This window comes from Curtobacterium sp. MCBA15_008, from assembly GCF_001865065.1.
In the GTDB taxonomy this organism is placed as follows: Bacteria; Actinomycetota; Actinomycetes; order Actinomycetales; family Microbacteriaceae; genus Curtobacterium.
This window is the reverse complement of the sequence record NZ_MJGN01000067.1, coordinates 19075-39301: the sequence shown is the minus strand read 5'-3', so window position 1 is coordinate 39301 and position 20227 is coordinate 19075. Positions and strand designations below refer to the sequence as shown.

General features: G+C 73.7%; 16 protein-coding genes. 8 read left to right on the top strand and 8 right to left on the bottom strand.

Annotation, left to right across the window (positions count from 1 at the left end; all coding sequences use genetic code 11):
* Nucleotides 1-56: 56 nt before the first annotated feature.
* Entirely contained in the window at nucleotides 57-908 is an 852-nt protein-coding gene (locus BIU96_RS17865) for an RNA methyltransferase (protein WP_071293961.1), read from the top strand.
* Here the strand turns inward: BIU96_RS17865 and BIU96_RS17860 are convergent.
* Genes BIU96_RS17860 through BIU96_RS17850 form a run of 3 tightly spaced genes read right to left on the bottom strand, consistent with a single transcriptional unit; the run spans nucleotide 905 to nucleotide 4232 of the window.
* On the bottom strand, nucleotides 905-2434 hold the full coding sequence (locus BIU96_RS17860) for an AtzH-like domain-containing protein (protein WP_071293960.1): 1530 nt from the start codon (nucleotides 2432-2434) through the stop codon (nucleotides 905-907). The two genes, BIU96_RS17865 and BIU96_RS17860, sit on opposite strands and share 4 nt — an antisense overlap.
* Nucleotides 2431-3528: an acetamidase/formamidase family protein gene (locus BIU96_RS17855; RefSeq protein ID WP_071293959.1), complete on the bottom strand. Its 1098-nt coding sequence runs from the start codon at nucleotides 3526-3528 to the stop codon at nucleotides 2431-2433. The genes BIU96_RS17860 and BIU96_RS17855 overlap by 4 nt, the downstream gene beginning before the upstream one ends.
* Entirely contained in the window at nucleotides 3525-4232 is a 708-nt protein-coding gene (locus BIU96_RS17850) for a FadR/GntR family transcriptional regulator (protein ID WP_071293958.1), read from the bottom strand. The genes BIU96_RS17855 and BIU96_RS17850 overlap by 4 nt, the downstream gene beginning before the upstream one ends.
* Nucleotides 4233-4518: 286 nt before the next feature.
* Between BIU96_RS17850 and BIU96_RS17845 the strand changes: the two genes are divergently transcribed.
* A complete protein-coding gene (locus BIU96_RS17845; protein ID WP_175477605.1) occupies nucleotides 4519-5439 on the top strand; it encodes a helix-turn-helix transcriptional regulator in 921 nt (306 codons plus the stop codon).
* 302 nt (nucleotides 5440-5741) lie between these two features.
* Nucleotides 5742-6590 (top strand): helix-turn-helix domain-containing protein, encoded by an 849-nt coding sequence (locus tag BIU96_RS17840; protein WP_071293956.1) that lies wholly within the window; start codon nucleotides 5742-5744, stop codon nucleotides 6588-6590.
* Nucleotides 6591-6646: 56 nt separating this feature from the next.
* Here the strand turns inward: BIU96_RS17840 and BIU96_RS17835 are convergent, their stop codons facing one another.
* On the bottom strand, nucleotides 6647-7216 hold the full coding sequence (locus tag BIU96_RS17835; protein ID WP_071293955.1) for a hypothetical protein: 570 nt from the start codon (nucleotides 7214-7216) through the stop codon (nucleotides 6647-6649).
* Nucleotides 7217-7441: 225 nt separating this feature from the next.
* On the opposite strand from BIU96_RS17835, the gene BIU96_RS17830 reads away from it, so the two are divergent.
* Both BIU96_RS17830 and BIU96_RS17825 read left to right on the top strand, forming a co-directional pair.
* The gene (locus BIU96_RS17830; RefSeq protein ID WP_071293954.1) at nucleotides 7442-8719 is read left to right on the top strand and encodes an NAD(P)/FAD-dependent oxidoreductase; all 1278 of its coding nucleotides are present in this window, start codon (nucleotides 7442-7444) and stop codon (nucleotides 8717-8719) included.
* 21 nt (nucleotides 8720-8740) lie between these two features.
* Nucleotides 8741-9421: a hypothetical protein gene (locus BIU96_RS17825; RefSeq protein ID WP_071293953.1), complete on the top strand. Its 681-nt coding sequence runs from the start codon at nucleotides 8741-8743 to the stop codon at nucleotides 9419-9421.
* Nucleotides 9422-9526: 105 nt separating this feature from the next.
* On the opposite strand, the gene BIU96_RS17820 is transcribed toward BIU96_RS17825, so the two are convergent.
* Together BIU96_RS17820 and BIU96_RS20455 are read right to left on the bottom strand one after the other, a co-directional pair.
* Nucleotides 9527-9886: a UBP-type zinc finger domain-containing protein gene (locus BIU96_RS17820; protein ID WP_071293952.1), complete on the bottom strand. Its 360-nt coding sequence runs from the start codon at nucleotides 9884-9886 to the stop codon at nucleotides 9527-9529.
* Nucleotides 9887-9944: 58 nt separating this feature from the next.
* Entirely contained in the window at nucleotides 9945-12797 is a 2853-nt protein-coding gene (locus tag BIU96_RS20455; protein ID WP_083403063.1) for a helix-turn-helix transcriptional regulator, read from the bottom strand.
* A gap of 246 nt (nucleotides 12798-13043) precedes the next feature.
* Here BIU96_RS20455 and BIU96_RS17810 point away from each other — a divergent pair, with 246 nt between their 5' ends.
* Entirely contained in the window at nucleotides 13044-14270 is a 1227-nt protein-coding gene (locus tag BIU96_RS17810) for an MFS transporter (RefSeq protein ID WP_071294000.1), read from the top strand.
* Here BIU96_RS17810 and BIU96_RS17805 read toward each other — a convergent pair.
* Nucleotides 14267-16915 carry a LuxR family transcriptional regulator gene (locus tag BIU96_RS17805; protein ID WP_071293951.1) on the bottom strand — a complete coding sequence of 883 codons (2649 nt, stop codon included), beginning with the start codon at nucleotides 16913-16915 and terminating at the stop codon, nucleotides 14267-14269. The genes BIU96_RS17810 and BIU96_RS17805 overlap by 4 nt on opposite strands.
* Nucleotides 16916-17200: 285 nt before the next feature.
* On the opposite strand from BIU96_RS17805, the gene BIU96_RS17800 reads away from it, so the two are divergent.
* Entirely contained in the window at nucleotides 17201-18346 is a 1146-nt protein-coding gene (locus BIU96_RS17800; RefSeq protein ID WP_071293950.1) for a Dyp-type peroxidase, read from the top strand.
* Complete coding sequence (locus BIU96_RS17795; protein WP_071293949.1) at nucleotides 18343-19143, top strand: family 1 encapsulin nanocompartment shell protein; 801 nt, start codon at nucleotides 18343-18345, stop codon at nucleotides 19141-19143. Before BIU96_RS17800 ends, BIU96_RS17795 begins: the two co-directional genes overlap by 4 nt.
* Nucleotides 19144-19248: 105 nt before the next feature.
* Here the strand turns inward: BIU96_RS17795 and BIU96_RS17790 are convergent, their stop codons facing one another.
* A complete protein-coding gene (locus BIU96_RS17790; RefSeq protein ID WP_071293948.1) occupies nucleotides 19249-20103 on the bottom strand; it encodes a helix-turn-helix domain-containing protein in 855 nt (284 codons plus the stop codon).
* Nucleotides 20104-20227: the final 124 nt, after the last annotated feature.

The window sequence follows — 20227 nt, the reverse complement described above, 5'->3', positions numbered from 1 at the left end:
CTTCCCAGCACGCACCGCACCCACTTCCCAGCACGCACCACACTGAAACGAGCCCCGTGCACGCCGTCCGCATCGACTCCCTCGACGACCCCCGCCTCGACGACTTCGCCCGGCTGACGGACGTGGCGCTCCGCCGGGTCAGCGAGGTCGAGGGCGGCCTCTACATCGCCGAGTCGAACACGGTCATCGAGCGCGCGGTCCGCGCCGGGCACGTGCCCCGCAGCGTGCTGGTGCAGGAGAAGTGGCTCGACAGCGTGTTGCCGCTCGTCGCCGAGCACGACGGCCCGGTGTTCGTCGGCCCCGACGCCCTGCTCGAGGACCTCACCGGCTTCCGCATGCACCGTGGCGCCCTCGCGGCGATGCAGCGCCCGGCACTGCCGGACGTCGCCGACGTGGTGCGGGACGCGAAGCTCGTCGTCGTGCTCGAGGACATCGTCGACCACACGAACGTCGGGGCCGTGTTCCGGAGCGTCGCCGGGCTCGGTGCGGACGCCGTCCTGGTCAGCCCGCGGTGCGCCGACCCGCTGTACCGACGGAGCGTCCGGGTCAGCATGGGCACGGTCCTGCAGGTCCCGTGGACACGCATCGGCGAGTGGCCGGCCGCGGGCGAGGAACTCCGCGCACAGGGATTCCACCTGGCGGCGATGGCGCTCACCGACCGCTCGGTCGACCTCGACGCGTTCGTCGCGGACGTGCCGGAGAAGGTCGCCCTGGTGATGGGCACCGAGGGCCAGGGCCTCACCGATGCGGCGGTGGCCTCGGCGGACACCACCGTCCGGATCCCGATGTCGCACGGCGTCGACTCGCTCAACGTCGCCGCGGCGAGCGCCGTGGGACTGTGGGCGGTCGCCCACGCGCAGCGGTCGCGCTGGTCTGCTGCGCCGGCCGGGAGGCGCGGCTCGGCCTAGTCCCGCAGCATCCGCCCGGCGGTGCGCACGAGGGCACGGTCGGTGCCGGCAGCGCCGACGAGGCAGATCCCGACGGGCGCGCCGTCGACCGTGACGGCCGGTGCGCTCACCGCGGGGAGGCCGCCCACGCTCGCGAGGCTCGTCATCGCCGTGGTCGCCGTCCGCGCACGTTCGAGCGTGACGGTGTCGGCGGTCAGGGACGGTGCCGGTCCGGGGGCGGTGGGGAACAGGAGGACGCGGCCGACGGCAGCGTGGCGGATCGTCGCGCGCAGTGCTGCGAGCCGTGCGACGGCGTCGGCGACCTGCTCGGGTGGGTTCGCGGCCGCGGCGGCGAACCGGTCACCGACGACGGTGCTGAGTGCTCCCGGGTGTGCGGCGATCCACGGCCCGTGGGCAGCGGTGGCCTCGGCCGCCTGCACGAGACGCATCGTCTCGCGGAGCACCTCGAGCGGTGGGATCCCGAGCTCGGTGAGCGTGACCTCGGCGAGGTCCGTGCCGACGAGCGCGCGGAAGGCATCGCGGGTGGCGGGTTCGGCGGCGTCGACGAGGTCGGTGACGACGGTCAGGACCGCGGGCGGGTCGTCGTCGGTCGTGCGGGAATCCGGCACCGAGGCGTCGAGCACCCGGCCGAGCAGGTCCGGGTCGCGCGTGAGCCACCCGACGGTGTCGAACGACGGCGCGAGCGGCAGGAGTCCCTGGCGGGAGACGGCGTCGTGGGTCGTCCGGAGGCCCCAGAGTCCCTGGTACGAGGCGGGGACCCGGACCGATCCCGCGGTGTCGGTTCCGAGTCCGATGTCGGCCATCCCGAGGCGGACGGCCGATGCGGAGCCGCTGGACGAGCCTCCCGGCAGTGCCGTCGGGACCGCCCCGTTGGGCGGGGTGCCGTGGTGCTCGTTCCGCCCCGTCAGGTTGTAGGCGAACTCGTCGGTCCGGGCGATCCCGCGGATCGACGCGCCCGCGTCGAGGAGCGCTGCGACGGCCGCCGCGGGCACGGCCTGTTGCGTGGACTCGGCTAGGTGGGTCGGGTTGCCGGCGCCGACCGGGTGGCCGGGGACGGCGTAGAGGTCCTTCACGGCGACGGTCGTGCCGTCGAGCGGGCCGGTCCCCGTCGAGGGGAGCAGCGGGTCGCCGACCGTGCGCCAGATCGTCGGGTCGAACGCGCGGGGGCGTCCGGTGACGTGGGCGGCCGAGATGCGCCACGTGCCGTCGGTGCGTCGCCACAGCTGGGTCTGCAGGCCGTTGCCGCCCGCGGTGAAGCCGGAGACCGAGACGACGAGGGCGAGGTCGTCGGCGAGGGTCCGGACCTCGACCCGCGTGAGGGTGCGCTCGGGCACCCCGCCGCGGGCGCCGCGGAAGGCGCTGATCGTGTCGTGGCCGACGAGGAGCCCGCGGTCGTCCCCGCGCAGCGTGTCCGGGGCGCGGACGAAGGCGTCGTCGAGCGCGTCGAGGTCGTTCGCCATCAGGGCGGCCTCGTAGGCGTCGAGGGCCTCGAGGAGCCCGTCGGGTGCGTGCTCGGCGGGGCTCATCGTGCTCCCTCGAAGTCGCTCTTGCGGATGCGGGCGTGGGCACCGGTCACGAGGTCGACCACCTGCGAGATGTTGAAGTCGGTGGCTGCGCTGAGGTAGGCGTACGCCAGGTGCGGTTCCATGCCGTAACGGGCGCCGAGGATCGCGACGGCGTGCCGGACGCATGCCCGGACGGCCTCGTCGAGGTCCGGGTCGAGGCCGGTCGGCACGAGGTGCTCGTGCGTCTCGACGAGCGGCCACACGAGGTCGCCGAAGCGCGCTGCCGCCTCGCCGGCCGGCGTGAGGTCGAACCGGACGGTCGCGCGGAGGGATGCCTCCATCGCGGTGAGCGCGACCTCGCCGTCGCCCTGCGCGAAGTGCGGGTCGCCGACGTAGGCGAGCGCCCCCGGCACGAGGACCGGGAGGTGCAGCTGCGCGCCGGCCTGCAGCAGGTTCACGTCGATGTTGCCGCCGTGCCGTCCGGGCGGGACGGAGTGCAGCCGGTCGCCGGGCGTCGCGACGCCCATGATGCCGAGGAACGGGGCGAGCGGGAACCGGGCGAAGCGCTCCCGTGCCGGGGTGAGGGGGATCCGCCCCCAGGCGCCGTCGTCGTCGGTGACCACGTCGGCGAAGACGCTGACCGTGCGGCCGTCGACCGGGTACTCGCCGTGCAGGGCGCCGCGGCCGTGGCGGTTCGACACCACGCCGTAGGGCACGCGGGGGAGCGTCTCGACGACGGTCATCGTGAGGACGTCGCCCGGCTCGGCGCCCTCGACCGCGATCGGCCCGGAGACGACGTGCGGGCCGTCCTGGTCCGGGTCCCGGCGGGTGTTCCGGGTGACGGCGATCGCGTCCTCGAGCACGGCGTCCGGCGCGATGCCGTGGCGCGCGAAGAACGCCAGCGGGTCGCTGCCCTGGTCGGGGAGGATCCCCTCGTGGCTGACCGTGTCGATCGTCACCTCGGTGCCCGCCGGCACGGTCAGGGCCGGCCTCGAGTCACCGTTCGGCAGCCGCCCCCACGCGACCTGTTGGGCGTCGACGGGCAGGTAGTGGTCGGCGCGGATCGGGCCGGTGCCGGGCTGGAGCGTCCGGCTGGCGGTCGTGGTGTGCGTCACTGGTGGGGGGTCCTCTCGACCAGGTGGGCGACGTCGGTCAGGTGGTCCGCCATCGCCTGGCGGGCGGCGGCCTCGTCGTGCCGGCGGATCGCGTCGTGGATGCGCTCGTGCCACTCGAACGAGGACCGCCGCCCGTGACTCGTGCTGTGCGACTTCGCGCGGACGTCCTCGACCCAGCCGCTGCTGAGCTCGCAGAGCGACACGAACAGCGGGTTGCCCGAGGCCCGGGCGACCTGCACGTGGAAGGCGACGTCCTGCGCGAGGGACTCGGCGGGACTGAGGCCGGCGTGGGTCGACGCGAGCACGCCCTCGAGCTGCAGGAGGTCGGACTCGTCGGCACGGCGGGCGGCGAGCCCCGCGATCTGCGGTTCGACGAGGGCGCGGAACTCCGACACGTGCTCGGTCTCGGACGGGTCCCGTTCGGAGCGGGCTCCGTCGACCAACCCCAGGAGCTGGTCGGCCTCGACCGACCGCGGCAGCACGACGGTCCCGCGGCCCGGGGTGCGCGAGACGAGCCGGCGGCGCTCGAGTTCCTGCAGGGCCTCGCGCACCGTCGTGCGTGAGACGGCGAGGTCCTCGGCGAGGGTCCGCTCGGGCGGCAGCTTGTCACCGGGGGAGAGCTCGTCGCGCACCAGGCGCCCCAGGTGTGCGGCGGTGGCCGCGCCGAGGGTCCGCCCCCGGTGGAGGCCGTGTCCGTGTTCCATGTGCAGAACCCTAGGGCGACTTGGTCCCCTTGGTTCATTGGTCGGACCATCTTTTACACGGTCGTCACACGAGCGCACCCGGACCGCGCACCCGGACGGCGCACCCGGACGGCGGACCGGACCGGGAGCCGGGGTCGGCACCGGCCACGAGGCGGACGCGAGCGGCGCGCATGGCCGCTCCGCGCCTCCCGGCCGGATCGGAGCCGAGCGACGCGGAGGCGACCCGCCGTCGGGTCGGGTCGATCGACCCACCCGGCGGCGCACGTCGGGCAATAGGCTCGGGGCAGTGACCCGTGAGGGGAGGACGAGCGTGTACCTCCCCTTCGCACGTCGCGAGGACGGCCGGTTCCCCGGCCGCAGCGTCGCGGTCGTCGAGAGCCGCCGGATCGGCCCCGTGACCGTCACCCGCACCCGGGCGCCCAACGCGGCCGACCCGGACGAGTACGCCTACGTCGACCCGGGCGATGCCGTCGTGTGGGCGTTCATCGCCTCCGGGGCGATCACCGTGCGCCGGTCGTCGAGCGAGACCGTCAACGGCGCCGGCACGCTGAGCGTCGACCGCATGCAGCGCATCCACGAGTTCGGGGTGACCCCGGGGTTCGTGGCGGTGTCGGTGCGGATGGAGCGGAGCGCGCTGCACCTGAGCGGCAGCGAGCTCGACGACCTCACCGACGGCGTGTTCCCCCTGACCTCCGGCGTGCCCGTGATGATCGCGTCGGTGGCGACGAGTGTGCTCCGGTCGGACCTCGGGGACGGGCGGGACGCGGCGAGCGAAGCGGCCGCCGGACAGGCGCTCATCTCGCTCGCGAACGGGTTCGCCGTCGACGCGACCGTCCGGCAGGTCCCCTCGGACGCGGCGGCCCTCGCGCTCCGGATCCGGGCGAAGCGGCACATCGAGTTGTTCTCGACGGACCCCGGCCTGACGGTGGGGACGGTCGCCGCGGCGATGCAGGTGTCGCCGCGGACGCTGCAGAAGGCGTTCGAGGGTGAGGACGCGGGGCCGGGACGGCTCATCGCAGAGTCCCGACTGCGGCGGGCGGCCGGGCTGCTCCGCGACCCGGAGCTGGTCGACCACGTGGGGGTGGAGGCCGTCGGGCGTCGGGCGGGGTTCGGCTCGGCGTCGAGCTTCAGCCGGGCGTTCCGGGCGCGCTTCGGGGTCGGGCCGCAGGAGTACCGGGCGGGGCGGGGTCGGGACGGGGAGGGCTGACCTGCTGGGCGTCCGGGCTGCTGGCGTGCTGGCTTGCTCGGCTGCTGCTTGCGTGGTGCTTGCCTGCTGGCTGGCTGCTGCTTGCGTGGTGCTTTCCTGCTGCTTGGCTGCTGCCTGGCCGCTGCTTGGCTGCTGCCTGGCCGCTGCCTGGCTGCTGCTTGCCTGCGGCTTGTCGGATCGCGCAGGCCGTCTTGTCGGATCGCGCAGCGCTGGTCTTGGACGTAGCGCGGGCGCGGGACGATGACCCCGCGGTGCCGCCGTCCTGGCGGCCCGGCCTCGTTGCCCGGTGAGAAGGAGCAGAGATGCCGTCGCACGCTTCCCTGGTCGGTGAGTACCTCCGCGCACGGCGCGACCTGACCCAGCCCGAGGACGTCGGGCTCCCACGCGAACCGAACCGGCGGGTCCGCGGACTCCGCCGAGAGGAAGTGGCCACCCTCGCCGGCATCAGCGCCGAGTACTACCTGCGTCTCGAGCAGGGCCGCGACCACCAGCCCTCCGACCAGGTGGTGCTCTGCCTCGGCCGGGCACTCGCGCTCGACGAAGTCGCCGTGGCGTACCTCCGTCGGCTCGCCCGTCCGCCATTCGGTCCGCGACGGCGGGGCCGCAGCGCCGCCGACGAACCCGCGATCCAGCGCCTGCTCGCACGCCGGTCCGACATCCCGGCGTTCGTCGTCGACGACCGGCTCGACGTGGTCGCCTCGAACGCGCTCGCGGCGGCCCTCAGCCCGAGCATGCAGGTGGGTGCGAACCGGCTGCTGCGGATGTTCACCGAGGTCGACCGGGACACCTACCCGGACTGGCACCGCCGTGCGCAGGAGATGGTCGCGGTGCTGCGCATGCGTGCCGATCCGGAGGACCCGCGGATCCAGGACCTGGTCGGGCGTCTCTCCATCGGCGACGGGACGTTCGCCGACATGTGGGCGCGGCACGAGGTGCACGTCTACACGTCGGGGACCTGCATCGAACAGGTGGAACCGTTCGGGTCGATGGAGTTCGAGTGGGAGGACCTCGTGATGCCCGGACACGACGGGCTGACCGTGAACCTGCTCTACGCGCCGCCGGGGTCGCCCGGGGCGGCGGTGCTGGCGTACCTGACCGAGGTCATCGCGGTGGGGGCAGGGCCGCTCGGCGCGGGTCCGCGCGAGGGGTGACAGGCGGGCCCCGCTCGGGCGGCTCCGCTCGGGCGGCTCCGCCCGGGCGGTGACGGTCAGTCTTCGGCGGTGACGGTCGTGACCAGTCGGTCGTAGGCGTGCCGGGACGCTGGCGCACCGGCGGGCCGCCAGAGCAGCAACCGCAGCGCGAAGTCGTCCGGGATGAGGAGCTCCTGGAAGGCCATCGACAGCGGTCCCACCGACGCCGGCGCGAAGCCGACCTCGCCGGTGCGTGCAGGCCGCCGGTGGTCGTGCGCCCACGTCCGCGCGAAGAGGATGCTCTGCGAGGACAGCTCGCCCACGAGCCGACGGAACCCGTCGTCCTCCTCGTGCTGCTCGAGGGAGTCCCGGAGCATGGCGGCCACCTGGGCGATGGTGTCCAGGCGGCCGGTGGCGGCCCCGTCCGCGTCGTTCCGATCCGCCTCGTCGTCGGCCTGCCGCCCGAGGAACGCGTAGCGGGCGATGTTCACACCGGGGCGGAACGCTCCGGTGAGGGCCTGGGCGAGCGCGTTCGACGTGACCACGGTGAGGTGTCGGTCGGTGACCACCGCCGGGAGGCACCCGATCGCGACGACCATCTCGCGCACACCGGCAGGGGTCGCGCCCTCGGCACCGTTGCGGCTCATGCGACCCACGGTAGCGCCGAGCGACGCGCGGGAGGGTGGCCCTCGGAGGACCAGTGCTCGGTGCGGCACGGGCAAGGACCGGGCTCTCGGTGCCCCGACGGTCGGCCGGGGTGGTCCCCGGCGCGGCGACCGGGGCCCGACCCGGGCCCCCGGCAGGGCACCCGGTCCTGAGAGGGCCACGTGCGACCGGCACGGTCGTCCCTACCCTGGCGGTCAGGAGGACTGATGACCGACTACCCGGACCCGAGGCCGGAGCTGACGTCACGGCGCATCCGCGTCTACGGGCGCGAGTTCGAGGCGAGCGCGCACGCCATCACGGACTTCCTCGCCCGTTCCGTCGTGCACTTCGACTGGATCCCGCTCCGCACCGACACACAGTCAGTGGAGGTCACCGGGGACCGGTTGGCCGACGCCACGCTGCCGGTCGTCGTGTTCCCGGACGGTGCGCGGCTCGTCGCCCCCGACCTCCGTCAGGTCGCAGACCGACTGGGCTGGGTCCACGCACCTCGGCGGACCGAGTACGACCTGTCGATCTACGGCGCCGGACCCGCCGGCCTCTCCGCCGCCGTCTACGCGGCGTCCGAAGGACTGCGCGTCGTCCTGCTCGAGCGGGACGCCGTCGGAGGACAGGCTGGCTCGAGCAGCCTCATCGAGAACTACCTGGGGTTCCCGGACGGCATCCCGGGGGCGGACCTCGCCGAGCGCGCCCGCGAGCAGGCCGTCCGGTTCGGCGCCGAGCTCCTGCTGATGCGCGAAGGGATCCGGGGCGCCTTCCACGGCCACCGGATCCACGCCGACCTGGCGGACGGCAGCCAGGTCGTCGCCCGCGCCAACATCTGCGCCACCGGCGTCGAGTGGCGCCGGCTCGGCCTCGAGCGCGAGGACGAACTCCTCGGCCGTGGGGTGTACTACGGCGCCGGGACGAGCGAGGCCGACCGGTGCTCGGGGGAGCAGGTCTTCGTCGTCGGGGGAGCGAACTCGGCGGGACAGGCCGCGATGAACCTCGCCCGCTCGGCGTCGCAGGTGACGATGCTGGTCCGCGGTGACTCGCTGTCCTCGACCATGTCCGAGTACCTGAGCAGCAGGATCCGCCAGGCGCCGAACATCTCCGTGCAGACCACCAGCCGTGCCACCCGCCTCCTCGGCGACGACCGCCTGCGCTCGATCGAGGTCACCGACGGCTCCGGCACCGCCGTCGAACGACCGGCCACCCGGCTCTTCATCTGCATCGGCGGGCAGCCCAACACCCGCTGGGCCGCCGACACCGCCATCACCCGCGACCGCCTCGGGTGCCTCGTCACCGGGCCCGACCTCGACGCCGTCCCGGGGGCCCTCGACGCATGGCCGCTGTCCCGTCGCCCGTACCACCTCGAGACCAGCGTCCCCGGGTCCTTCGCCGCGGGGGACGTCCGCGCCGGCTCCGTGAAGCGCGTCGCCGCGGCCGTGGGCGAGGGTGCCAACGCCGTCACCCTCGTGCACCGCTACCTCGCCGAGACCGACTGACCCGCACCCGGAGGACCGACGATGACCGACGAAACCGACCCCGCGCTCCCCACCGCCGGCCGATCCGCCGACCACCTCGACCGACCGGCCGCGTTCTTCAGTGCGCTCCTCAACGAGCACTTCGTCCTCGAGAGCGCCCGGAGCATCACCGTCAGCGAGTCCAGCAGCAGGTCCTCGCTCTACCTGACCACGCTCTCCAGCTCACTCGTGGCGTTCGGCTTCCTCGCCCACACCCCGTTCGCGCTCGGCTTCCTGGCGGCCATCATCCCGGTCATCGTCCTGCTCGGTGCCTTCACGTACGAACGCCTCGTGGAGACGTCGCTGGAGGACGTCGCAGCGCTCGCCGCGATGCAGCGGATCCGCCGCTACTACGGACGCCTGCTGCCGGAAGCGGACACGTACTTCACCATGCCCCGGGGGCGGCACGCCGCGAACGAGCTCCTCGACATCGGCCGAGCGCCGTCCTGGTACCGACTGCTCTTCACGATGTCGTCGGCGATCGCGTTCGTGAACTCCATCGTCGCCGGAGCGGGGGTCGCGATCCTGATGGACCAGCTCGGCGCCGCCGACCCGGGGTCGATCGTCTGGGGAGTGGCCGCGACGGTGGCGCTCGCCGCGGCTCACCTCGCCTACCAGCTCCGGTCCTACCGGATGATGCACCGGCTCATCGCGCAGTCGGAAGCGCTCGACGAGCGGGACTGATCGGGGCGGCGCGCTACGGGCCGCCGGGCCGGGCCAGCGGGCCTGACCGCCGGGCCTGGCCGCACGGACGGCACGTGCCGTGGCGGTCACGACCGGGCGCGCCGACTAGGGCCGTTCCGCCAGCTCCTCGACCCAGTCGGACGGGACACGGTCAGCCGGGCCCGGCACGGACTGCCGCCGGGGGTGGCTCTGCGGGTCCGCCAGGCGCGGCCCGGGCACCGTCTGCAGGGTGACGAAGTCCCAGAACCAGTCCTCGCCCGGCTCGAAGGACTGCATGACCGCGTGTCCGGTGGCCTCGAAGTGCGCGGTCGCGTGGCGGCCGAGGGAATCGTCGCAACAGCCGATGTGGCCACACGACGCGCAGCGCCGGAGGTGGACCCACCAGGAGCCGGTCGCGTCGCACTCGACGCACCCCTTCCCGGAGGGCGGCACGGACGCGTCGATCATGTTCGCGGTGTTCGTCATGCGAGAACGATGCACCCGCCGGTCGACGCTGCACGTCGGTCGTTCGACTGCACTTGGGTCAGGACGCCCGCTGTTCGTGGAAGCGGGCGGCCAGTTCGCGGCGTGAGGAGACGCCCCACTTCGCGTAGACGTGCCGGACGTGGGTGATCACGGTGTGCGAGGAGATGAAGAGGTCCGACGCGATCTGCTGGGTCGTGAGGCCGGCCGCGACACGCTCCACCACCTGCTGCTCCCGCGACGTCAAGCCGTCCTGGGCAGGGTCCACGCACACCGGTCGTGTCGGCACGCCGGCGTCACGGAGCCGGCGCCGGACGCGTTCGGCGTCCCGGGTCGCGACGGCGCCTCCGAACCACCTGGCGGCCTCCTGCCAGGCCTCGACGGCGCCCGGCTCGCCTGCCGCTGCAGCGAGGCAGCCGAGGTCCTCGAGTGCCGACGCGAGCACCAGCGGCCGTCGCACGCGTCGGAGCCGCACCACCGCCCGGCTCAGGCTCTCCGCCGACCCGCGCACGAGGCCGTGCACGTGCAACGCGATCCCCGCGGCGAGGTCGTTCTCCGGGTTGGCCTCGGCACGGGCGAGGGCGACGGCCTCGATCCGGCAGACCCGGTCGTGTCGGCCCGCTCGGAGGGAGACCCGGAGCAGGTGCACGTCGTCGGCGGGGTCAGCCGGGCTCGACATCGACGCGACCGGCTCGTCGAGGGTCTGCCACGCCTCCTCGGTCAGGGCCACCGCCTCGTCGACGGCATCGAGCGTCTGCGCCTCGAGCGCCAGCAGCCAGGCGCCGGCACGGTGCAGCGACGGGTTTGCCCGAAGGTCCTCCGCGAAGTGCCGGTACCGCTGCACCGCCTGTCGGTCGGACTGCACGAGCGCGATCCGGAAGAGGACCGAACCCGCGGTGAGGTCCGCGAAGCCGCCGAGTTCCAGGTCCTGCGCGATGTCGAGCACGGCCTCGGCGACGGTCTTCGCCTCTTCGAGCTCGCCCTGGTCGAACAGCACCCGCGTCCGGAGCATCATCCACGACGCCGACGCCCGGGCCAGGCGGTTGTTCCTCGTCTCCGTCGCGTTGGCCTCGGCGATGCGGGCTGCGCGCTCGGTGTCGCCCGTCGCGTTCGCGAGGAACGCGACCCACAGCCCCTCCGGCAACCAGGCCGTCGCCGCGGCCTCCGGTGATCCGGCGATCCGGCGCATCGCCGACGTGATGAGCCGGGTGGCGTCGGCGAAGCGTGACTCGTTGAACGCGAGGACGGACTCGCTCGCCTCGAGCGTCGCGACCGCCCGCTGATTCGGCCCGAAGCGAGCGGCTTCCCGTGCCTCCGCCAGCGTGGCCCGGAGCGCCTCGTGGTCGCCCGCGTGGGCGAGGTTGAGCGCCCGCAACGCGAGGAAACGGGTCCGCGAGTCGGCGGGCAGTCCGGGCAGGTCCAGCCCGGACTGCACGGAACGGAGCGCGTCCGCCGTCGAACCGTCCGTCTGGAGCCGTGCGATCGCGAGCCGGAGCCGCGCGTCGTCCTCGACGTCGAGGTGCCCGTCGACGCACGTCATGAGCGCGCGGGCCTCCTGGACCCGGCCGCTCTGCCAGAGCAACGGCAGGACGTCGGCGACCAGTCCGGGGAGCGCCGGGGTCCCACGTGCCACCTCGGCCGCCCGGAGTGCGAGGGCGCTCGCCTGGTCGGCGTCGGTCTCGGCGAGTTCGAGCGCCGCGGACCGGAGGAGGTCGGCCGCCTGGACGTCCCCCGGTTCGGCGACGTTCGCGACCCGGGCGGCGACCGTCAACGGCTGGACACCCTGACGCAGCAGCGCGGTGACGCCCTGCCGGACGAGCGCGTCACGCGCGGCCGCCGGGATCATCGACTCCGCGACCTCGCGGATGACGTCGTGCCGGAAGGAGAGCACGCGTCCCTCGTCGACGAGCACCCCGGCCGCCAGCGCCTCCTGCAACTCGGGGAGCAGCCGGTGCACGGGCTCGCCGAGCACCGCGGCGAGCGCCTGCACGTCGAAGGTCCGTCCCAGCGTCGAGCCCACCTGCACGACCTGCCGCGCCGAGGTCGAGAGCCGTCGAAGGGTCTCCCGCACGGACGCTCCGAAGGCGACGGGCAGGGTGGGTGACGGCAGTGTCGCGACACCGCCGCGGAGGTCGACCAGGTGCTCGTCGACGAGCCCGCGCACCAGTTCGACGATCAGCAGGGGAACGTTGTCGGCGCGGCGGGCGGCGTCGAGCACGGACTGGTCCGGCACGGCGTCGAGCAGGTCGCCGATCACCACCGCGGTGGCCTCGTCGGTGAGCGGCTGCAGGTCGATCAGCCGGCCTCGCGTCGAGAGTTCCTCGACGGTGTCCGCCACGGACGGGTCCTGGTCCTCGGAGCGCACCGCGACGACCCACAGCACCGGCAGGTCGGACAGCCGTGCCGTGAGGGACCGGAGGACCGCGAGGGAACTCGTGTCGCACCACTGCAGGTCGTCCAGGACGACGACGACGCCGGTGGTCGACGCCGCGCGTTCCAGGTCCTCCTGCAGCTGCTGGAGGAGCCAGTACCGCGACTCGGGATCGGCGGCGACCGCTCCGGAGCGCCGCGTGTCGAAGATCGGGCGGGGCCCGGTGCCGAAGGCGTCCAGGACCGGGGCGAGCGGGATGAGGTGGGCGTCCCGGTCGGTCCGTGCGACGGCGAGGCGTGCGCGCGCGGCGGTGGCCTGCGCGATCGCTTCCTGGAGGAGCCGCGACTTCCCGATGCCGGACGGCCCCCGGACGACGATGACGTCGCCCGCTCCGGCTGCGAGGCCGTGGATCGCCGCGGCGATGTCGGACTGTTCGGCGGCCCGACCACGGAGCGGCGGTTCACGGTGCCGGCCGGGGAGCGCCGGCGGGGCGGAGGGGCCCTCTCGCACGGCGCGGTCCTCGTTCGTCAACACGGTGTCCACCAGTTCTCCTCGGGTGGCCAGAGTCTATGGACGAGGTGTGGACCAGCGACTGGCCCTGTCACTACCCCAGCGGGAATGCCGCGGGCTCGTCGGGCCGGTCGACGCCCCCGGTTCCGTGCGGGATCGGCCCTGGCGGCTGCCCGGCGGCGACGGGCCGCACACTCCGTGCCGGAGGGTGGCCCCGGCAGGACCACGACGAGCCGTTTGACGCTTGGGACCCGCAGCGCGGGTGTGCAGGCTCGTGACATGACCGCGACACGAGATGGATCCGCGCTGCGACCGCTCCCGGTGGTCCGCCACGGGACCGGCTTCTGGATCGTCGCCGTGACGTTCACCGCGGTGATGGCCTACTCGACGGTGCCGACGCCCCTGTACGGCCTGTACGAACGAGCGGACGGCTTCCCGCAGTTCGTCGTGACCTTCGTGTTCGCCGCCTACGCCGTCGGGGTCGTCGCGGCGTTGTACCTGGCCGGGCACCTCAGCGACGTGGTGGGTCGTCGGCGGATGATCCTCGTCGCCGTCGCGGTGGAGATCGCGGCGGCGGTCGTCTTCCTCCTCTGGCCCCAGCTGCCGGGCCTCCTCGTCGCACGCCTGGTCAGCGGGGTCGGGGTCGGGCTCCTCACCGCGACCGCGACCGCACACCTCGGCGAGTTGCGGTCCCGCGCCCACCCGGAGGAGGACGCGGCGAACGCCGTGACCGTCTCCGGCGTCGCGAACCTCGGCGGACTCGGGCTCGGTCCCCTCGTCGGCGGGCTCTTCGCCGAGTTCCTCCCCGCCCCGCTGGTACTGCCCCACCTCGTCTTCCTCGTCGTCTTCGTGCTCGGACTCGTGGCGATCGCGATGGTCGCCGAGACGGTGGCCCCGCCGGTCGAGCGACGCCCGTACCGGCCGCAGCGGATCGCCGTCCCGGAGAAGGCCCGAGCGACGTTCGTGGCCGCCGGCGCCGCAGCGTTCTCCGCCTTCGCGGTCTTCGGCCTGTTCACGTCCCTCGCGCCGACGTTCCTCGTGGTGTCGCTGCACCAACCGGACCGGCTCGTCGCCGGCATCGTCTCGTTCTCGGTGTTCGCTGCCGCCTGCTTCGCACAGGTGCTCCTGCGCACCGTGACGGTCGCCCGGCAGCTCCGCGTGGTGCTCGTGGTGCTGCCGGCCGGGCTGGTGCTGCTCGCGGTCGGTGCGGTGATCGGGTCGTTCCCGCTCTTCACGCTCGGAGGCGTCCTCGCCGGCGCAGGGGTCGGGCTGCTCTTCCGGTGCGCACTCGCCCGCGCGGCGTCGACCGCGGACGCCGGGTCACGCGGTGCGGTCCTGGCCGCGGTGTTCCTCATCGCCTACGCGGGACTGTGCGTCCCGGTCCTGCTCGTCGGAGGCGCGCTGGTCGTCTTCCAGCCGGTCCCCGTGCTCGTCGTCTTCGTCGCCCTCGTCCTGGTCGCGGTGGTGGTCTCCGCGGTCGGGATGCTGCGGCGGTCAGACGGCTAGCCGGCCCGCTCGAGGCCGAGCAGCGCGTCCCGGAGCCCGGCACGGGTCGTGACCCCGAGCTTCGGGAACAGCCGGTACAGGTGCCCGCTCACCGTGCGCGGCGACAGGAAGAGCTGGTTCGCGATCTGCTTGTTCGTGAGACCGGCGGCAGCGAGGGACGCCACACGACGTTCCTGTTCGCTGAGGTCCGCCGACTCGATCGACACCGTCGGTGCACACGCGCCGCCCGCGACGCGGAGCTCGGACTGCGCCCGACGCCGCCACTGCTCGGCGCCGAGGCCCTCGAACACGCTCGCCGCGAGCCGGAACTGCGTCCGAGCGTCCAACGGGTGCATGTTCCGGCGCAGCCAGTCGCCGTACGCGAACCGGACGCGAGCGACCTCGTACGGGGCGGTGTCGACGTCGACGGTCGCGAGGGCCTCCTCGAACGCCGCCCGGACGTCGTTGCCGACGTCGAGGACGGCCCGGGCAGCGCGCAGGACCAGCGCCTGACGGGGGGAGACCCGGCTCCCGATCCGCTGCTCGGCCGTCTCCAGCAGCGCGATGCCGTGGTCGTGGAGCCGCAGGCGTGCCGCGCACTCGGCGGCGTCCAGTAGCTCGACGGGCCCGTAGCCGTCCGCGACCCATCGACTCTCCACCGGCGGCCGCGTGACCGACCGGGCGTGCGCCTCCTCGAACCGTCCCATCGCGACGTCGAGCGAGGTCCGCGCGTGGTCGGCGGTGCGTGCCACGAGCGGGGCGCCGTGCTGTCGGGCCCACCGGGTCGCGTCCTCCGCCTTCTCCACCGCCTGTTCCGCTTCGCCCTGCACGGCGTGGACCACGGCGTGGAGCGCGTCCGCCAGCGCGACGAACGTCGATGCCCCCCACCGGTCGGCGGTCTCGTGCAGTCGCGTGAGCACGGCGCTCGCGGCGCGCAGACGCCCGGCCTGGAAGGCGGCCACCGCGTCGCGGCAGGATCGGAAGTACCCGAGGAGGCCGGTGCCGCCGGCTCTGCCGAGCATCGCGTCGACGAGGTCGCGCCGAGGATCGGTCGCGTCGAGCAGCGACCAGGCGACGTGCAACGCGACGGCCTTCCACGGCTGGGCGTCGGCCGTCGAGGCACGCGCGTCCCGGTACAGGGCCGCCCGCTCGTGTTCCGACCGGGAGTCGTCGACGCAGTCCTCGACGAGCCGCAGCACCGGGTCGAGGTCGCGGTCGGCGGCGAGAGACAGGGCGTCGTCCCACCAGGAGTGGTCGCCGCGGAGGAAGCAGAGGACGAACAGGGTCGTGACGAGGAGGTCGTCGTCGTGGTCGGCCGTGTCGAGCGCAGCGAGGACGGCGCGTCGGCAGTCCCGGACCTCGCCCGAGCGGACGGCTCGGACGAACTCGATGGCGGCCGTCATCGCCGGCAGTTGCTCGGCCCCCGTCCCGGCGAGACGGTCGCCTTCCGTGTCGACGACGGCGAAGTCCCCGATGAACGCCGCGACGGCCGTCGCTCGGGCACGCAGCCGAGACCTCCTGTCGTCGGACGAGGTCAGGCGCGCGGCTTCGAACAACGCGGTGACGGCCTCGTCGGGGCGGCGGAGCCGGAAGGACTCCTCGACGAGGGCGACCAGGCGGCCGGCCAGGCGGTCGTCGTCGCCGGGCGACGTCGTTGCCAGGGCGAGGACGCGGAGGCGCTCGGGAACTCCGGCGGTGGCGGCGACCAGCGCACGGACACGTCGGAGTTCGGTGCCGGAGGCCGTCGACAGGAGGTGGGCCCGGACGACGGGGTCGCGGACGATCGCTCCGGCGCCGGGGGAGGCGGGCAGCCGACCCTCGGCCGTGGACGTCCCGTCCAGGGTGGACACTTCGAGCTCCGCGTCGGGCGGGAACTCGACCGAGGCGATCGAGGCGAGGAGCGCCGCCTCGCGCTCCGCGTGCGCGAGCCCGTCGACGACGCGCGCCGCCTGTTCGGCCGCCGGGCCCAGGGGCGGGTAGAGGGCCGGGAACGGTGCCGATCGGCTGGTCCGGGACTCGGCGCTCCATCCCTGTCCGACGGCGCGGAGGACGAGCGGGTTGCCGGCGGCGAGCCGGCGGAGCACCGCGGTGCGGGCGGCGGGGAGGTCGACGCGGTCCCGCCGGAGCAGGTCGTCGATCGCCGCCGGCCCGAGCGGGCGGAGCGGGACGGACCGGAGACCGTCCCAGCCGGGGACCGTCTCCCGGTCGTCGACCGCGACGACGCACACCGTCCCCGGATCGCGCACCATGCCCGCGAGCATCGTGTGCAGCTGGGTGCGCGCGACTTCGGCGAGCGTGTGGAAGTCGTCGACGAGCACGACGTGCCGGCCTGACCCGACGGCACGACCGGTGTCGTCGGCGGTGCGGCCAGCCGGGGACTGGCTCCGCTCGGCGGCGCCCTGGACGAGCGCGATCCACGGCTCGAACGACGACGCAGAGATGACGGGGTCGCCCCCGGACGACCGCAACCGCACGACCCGGTGCCCGTCCGCTCGTGCCGCGGCCGCGATGCCGGCGAGCGCATGGGTCTTCCCGGTACCGACGGCCCCCTCGAGGATCAGGAAGCGGTCGTCCGCAGTCGACGACGGGTGGACCGCCCGACGGAGCAGGTCGTCGTCGTGATCGTCGCCGTGCGTCGGTCGCGTGCCCGCGATGCTGATGGTCATCGTTCGCTCCTCGATCATCGGTGGTCGTGCCGGTCGGGCGCTGCACCGATCCGGTGCGATCGGACGCTACTGACCCGACGTCCGCCCGCACATCACCCCTCGACGGTGAGCGCATCCCCTGCCCGGAGCCGGGCCACGGCGAGTCATCCGACTCAGGCGTCGATGAGCGCGCGCCTGGAACGCTCGGAAAGCACCATCGTGATCGGGAGGAGCGGAGCCCATGACGTCGAGCCACGTCGCACCACCGCAGCGACGCGCCCGTCGCCCCACCGGCGAGGACGACCGGTGACGGCGTCGGGCGCGCGGGTCCCGATCGACGCGCAGAGCGTCGACGCTCCCCTGTCGCGGTCGGCCGTCTTCCTGACGATGACGATCGGACCGGACGACGACGACCTCGAAGCGGTCCGCGACGTCATCGCCGACCTCGACGGGCTCATCAAGACCGTCGGCTTCCGTGACCTCGGTGCGCACCTGTCGTGCGTCGTCGGCATCGGTGCGAGCGCGTGGGACCGGTTCGTCCCGCACGTCCGGCCACGCGAGCTCCGTCCCTTCACGCCGATCTCCGGGGGGAAGCACGACGCCCCCGCCACGCACGGTGACCTGCTCTTCCACATCCGTGCCGAGCGGCAGGACTTCTGCTTCGAGTTCGAGCGGCTCCTGCTCGCGGCACTCGGCGACCACGCCGTCGTCCTCGACGAGGTCTCCGGGTTCCGGTACTTCGACACCCGCGACCTCCTCGGGTTCGTCGACGGCACCGCCAACCCCGTCGCGCAGGACCTCGACGCCTCCGCGCTGGTCGGGGACGCCGACTCGGCCTGGGCGGGCGGCAGCTACGTCGTCGTGCAGAAGTACCTCCACGACCTGGCGGGGTGGAACGCGCTCGGGACCGACGCGCAGGAACGGATCATCGGGCGGTCGAAGTCCGACAACGTCGAACGCGACAGTGCGACCGAGGCGCGACCGTCGCACAAGACCCTCGCCACGATCGTCGACGACGCCGGGGTCGAGCACGACATCCTCCGGGACAACATGCCGTTCGGCCGGCCGGGCAGCGACGAGTACGGCACGTACTTCATCGGCTACAGCGGTGAGCTCTGGGTGCTCGAACGCATGCTGGAGCGGATGTTCGTCGGGGATCCTCCCGGCACCTACGACCGACTGCTCGACTTCTCGCGCGCGGTGACCGGGGCGACGTTCTTCGCCCCGACGCACGACCAGTTGGTCGACCTCGAGCAACTGGCCGCGACCCCGCCGCCGGACGCCGCCGCCGCGGACGCCGGCGCGGACGACGGCACCACGGACGGCGGCGTGCCGACGACGGCCTCCGCAGGCGACGCGCCGCTGGCCACCCCCGCGCCCCACCGCGACCACGACCACGACCACGACCTCGGCATCGGATCACTGAGACGACCGCAAGGACGGACACCATGAACCACCTCCTCCGAGAACTCGCACCGTTCGGTCCCGACGCCTGGGCGATGCTCGACGCCGAAGCCCGGGACCGACTGGTCCCAGCGCTCACCGCACGACGGGTCGTCGACTTCGACGGTCCGTACGGCTGGCAGCGGTCGGCCGTGGACCTCGGCCGGACCGAGACGATCGACGGGACGCCCGGCATCAGCGCCCGTCGACGACGGGTCCTCCCGCTCTGCGAGGTCCGCGCCGAGTTCACCGTGCGGGTCGAGGAGATGGTCGACTTCTCCCGGGGAGCGACCGACGTGGACCTCGGCGCACTGGACCAGGCCGCACTCCGCATCGCAGCGCTCGAGAACGAGGCGGTCCTCCGCGGCTGGGCTGCCGGCGGGGTCGTCGGGGTCGGAGGCGCGACGACGCAGCCCACCCAACCGCACGACGGGACCGCGGAGTCGATCCGGGTCGCGGTCACGAACGCGGTCGCGGCGCTCCGGGACGCCGGGGTCGACGGCCCGTACTCGTTCGCCTGCAGCCCACTCGACTGGGCGGCGATCGTCGAGACCGACGACGCGGGCTACCCGCTCCGGAAGCAGATCGAGGGGATCATCGGCGGGCACGTGGAGCGGGCTCCGGGGATCGAGGAGTCGGTGGTGATCAGCATGCGCGGCGGCGACTTCGAGCTGACGATCGGCGAGGACCTGACCCTCGGCTACCTCCACCACGACCGTGACGACGTCTCGCTCTACGTCGAGGAGACGTTCGCGTTCAAGGTCAACACCCCGGAAGCGGCGGTGCGCGTCGTGCGGACGCTCTGACCCACACCCACACCCACACCCACACCCACGACGCTCCAACCCACGACGCTCCAACACGCGACGCCCCCACCCGCGACGCGCCCACTGGCGACGCGCCCACCCGCGTCAGGCCGGCGGCTGCCCCGCGCTTCCCTGCACGTCGAGGAACGCGACGGCCGCCGCGCTCTCCGGCGTCGACGGGAACAGCGGCGTGATCGTCAGCCCGTCCGTCCCGGGGACGACGAGCAGCTCCCACTCGAAGTCGAGCTGACCGAACGGCGGCACGTCCTGCACGAACGCGCCGTTGGTCAGGATGGCCACGTCGTACCGTCCCCAGAGCTCGGCGAACTCGGGGGAACGCGTCATCAGTCCGCCGAGCACCTCGCGCATCCGCTCGTCGGCGGGGTCCGCGCTGAACCGGAAGACGGCGACGATCTGCGCAGCTCGTGCCTGCCACTCCTCGGCCGCGTACTTCGCGCGGCACGCGTCGGAGAACACGTACTCGACGCGGTTCTGCCCCGGGCTGAGGACGCCGCCGCCGATCGCTTCGCAGAGCGCGTTCGACGCGACGATGTCGAGGTTCCGGTCGGCGACGAAGACCGGGGTGCCGTCCCACCGGCGCACGAGCCGTCGGAGCTCCTCGTCGCTCGGCTGTCGCCCGCTCCCCGGCGCCTCCGGTGCCGGGGCGCGTTCCGCGACCGCCCGCAGGTACGCGGCGCCGTCGGCGTCGAGCCGGAGGGCGCGTGCCAGTGCCGCGATCACCTGGGCGGAGGGGACGTGCTCGCGGCCCTGCTCCAGTCGCACGTAGTACTCGGTGCTGATGCCGGCGAGCCTCGCGACCTCGGCCCGCCGGAGGCCCTTGACACGACGTCGGTCGTCCGCGGGCAGTCCGGCGTCCGAGGGGCTGACCGCCGCTCGTCGTGCCCGGAGGTACCCGCCGAGCAGCGAGGCGTCGGCCGTCACGGCGACGACGGCTGGCACGTGGGTCGGACCATGCCCCGATCCTAGACGGACGTACAGAGGCGCCGGACGCACGCGCTCGCACCAATAAAGCGCGCGGACGCACGCGCAAGGACGCACGCACGCGCAAGGACGCACGCACGCG

Bases quoted from the DNA above. Each gene is read 5' to 3' on its own strand.
- BIU96_RS17860 (WP_071293960.1), bottom strand. From the start codon at position 2,434: ATGAGCCCCGCCGAGCACGCACCCGACGGGCTCCTCGAGGCCCTCGAC.
- BIU96_RS17850 (WP_071293958.1), bottom strand. From the start codon at position 4,232: ATGGAACACGGACACGGCCTCCACCGGGGGCGGACCCTCGGCGCGGCC.
- BIU96_RS17840 (WP_071293956.1), top strand. From the start codon at position 5,742: ATGCCGTCGCACGCTTCCCTGGTCGGTGAGTACCTCCGCGCACGGCGC.
- BIU96_RS17835 (WP_071293955.1), bottom strand. From the start codon at position 7,216: ATGAGCCGCAACGGTGCCGAGGGCGCGACCCCTGCCGGTGTGCGCGAG.
- BIU96_RS17830 (WP_071293954.1), top strand. From the start codon at position 7,442: ATGACCGACTACCCGGACCCGAGGCCGGAGCTGACGTCACGGCGCATC.
- BIU96_RS17825 (WP_071293953.1), top strand. From the start codon at position 8,741: ATGACCGACGAAACCGACCCCGCGCTCCCCACCGCCGGCCGATCCGCC.
- BIU96_RS17820 (WP_071293952.1), bottom strand. From the start codon at position 9,886: ATGACGAACACCGCGAACATGATCGACGCGTCCGTGCCGCCCTCCGGG.
- BIU96_RS17810 (WP_071294000.1), top strand. From the start codon at position 13,044: ATGACCGCGACACGAGATGGATCCGCGCTGCGACCGCTCCCGGTGGTC.
- BIU96_RS17805 (WP_071293951.1), bottom strand. From the start codon at position 16,915: ATGACCATCAGCATCGCGGGCACGCGACCGACGCACGGCGACGATCAC.
- BIU96_RS17795 (WP_071293949.1), top strand. From the start codon at position 18,343: ATGAACCACCTCCTCCGAGAACTCGCACCGTTCGGTCCCGACGCCTGG.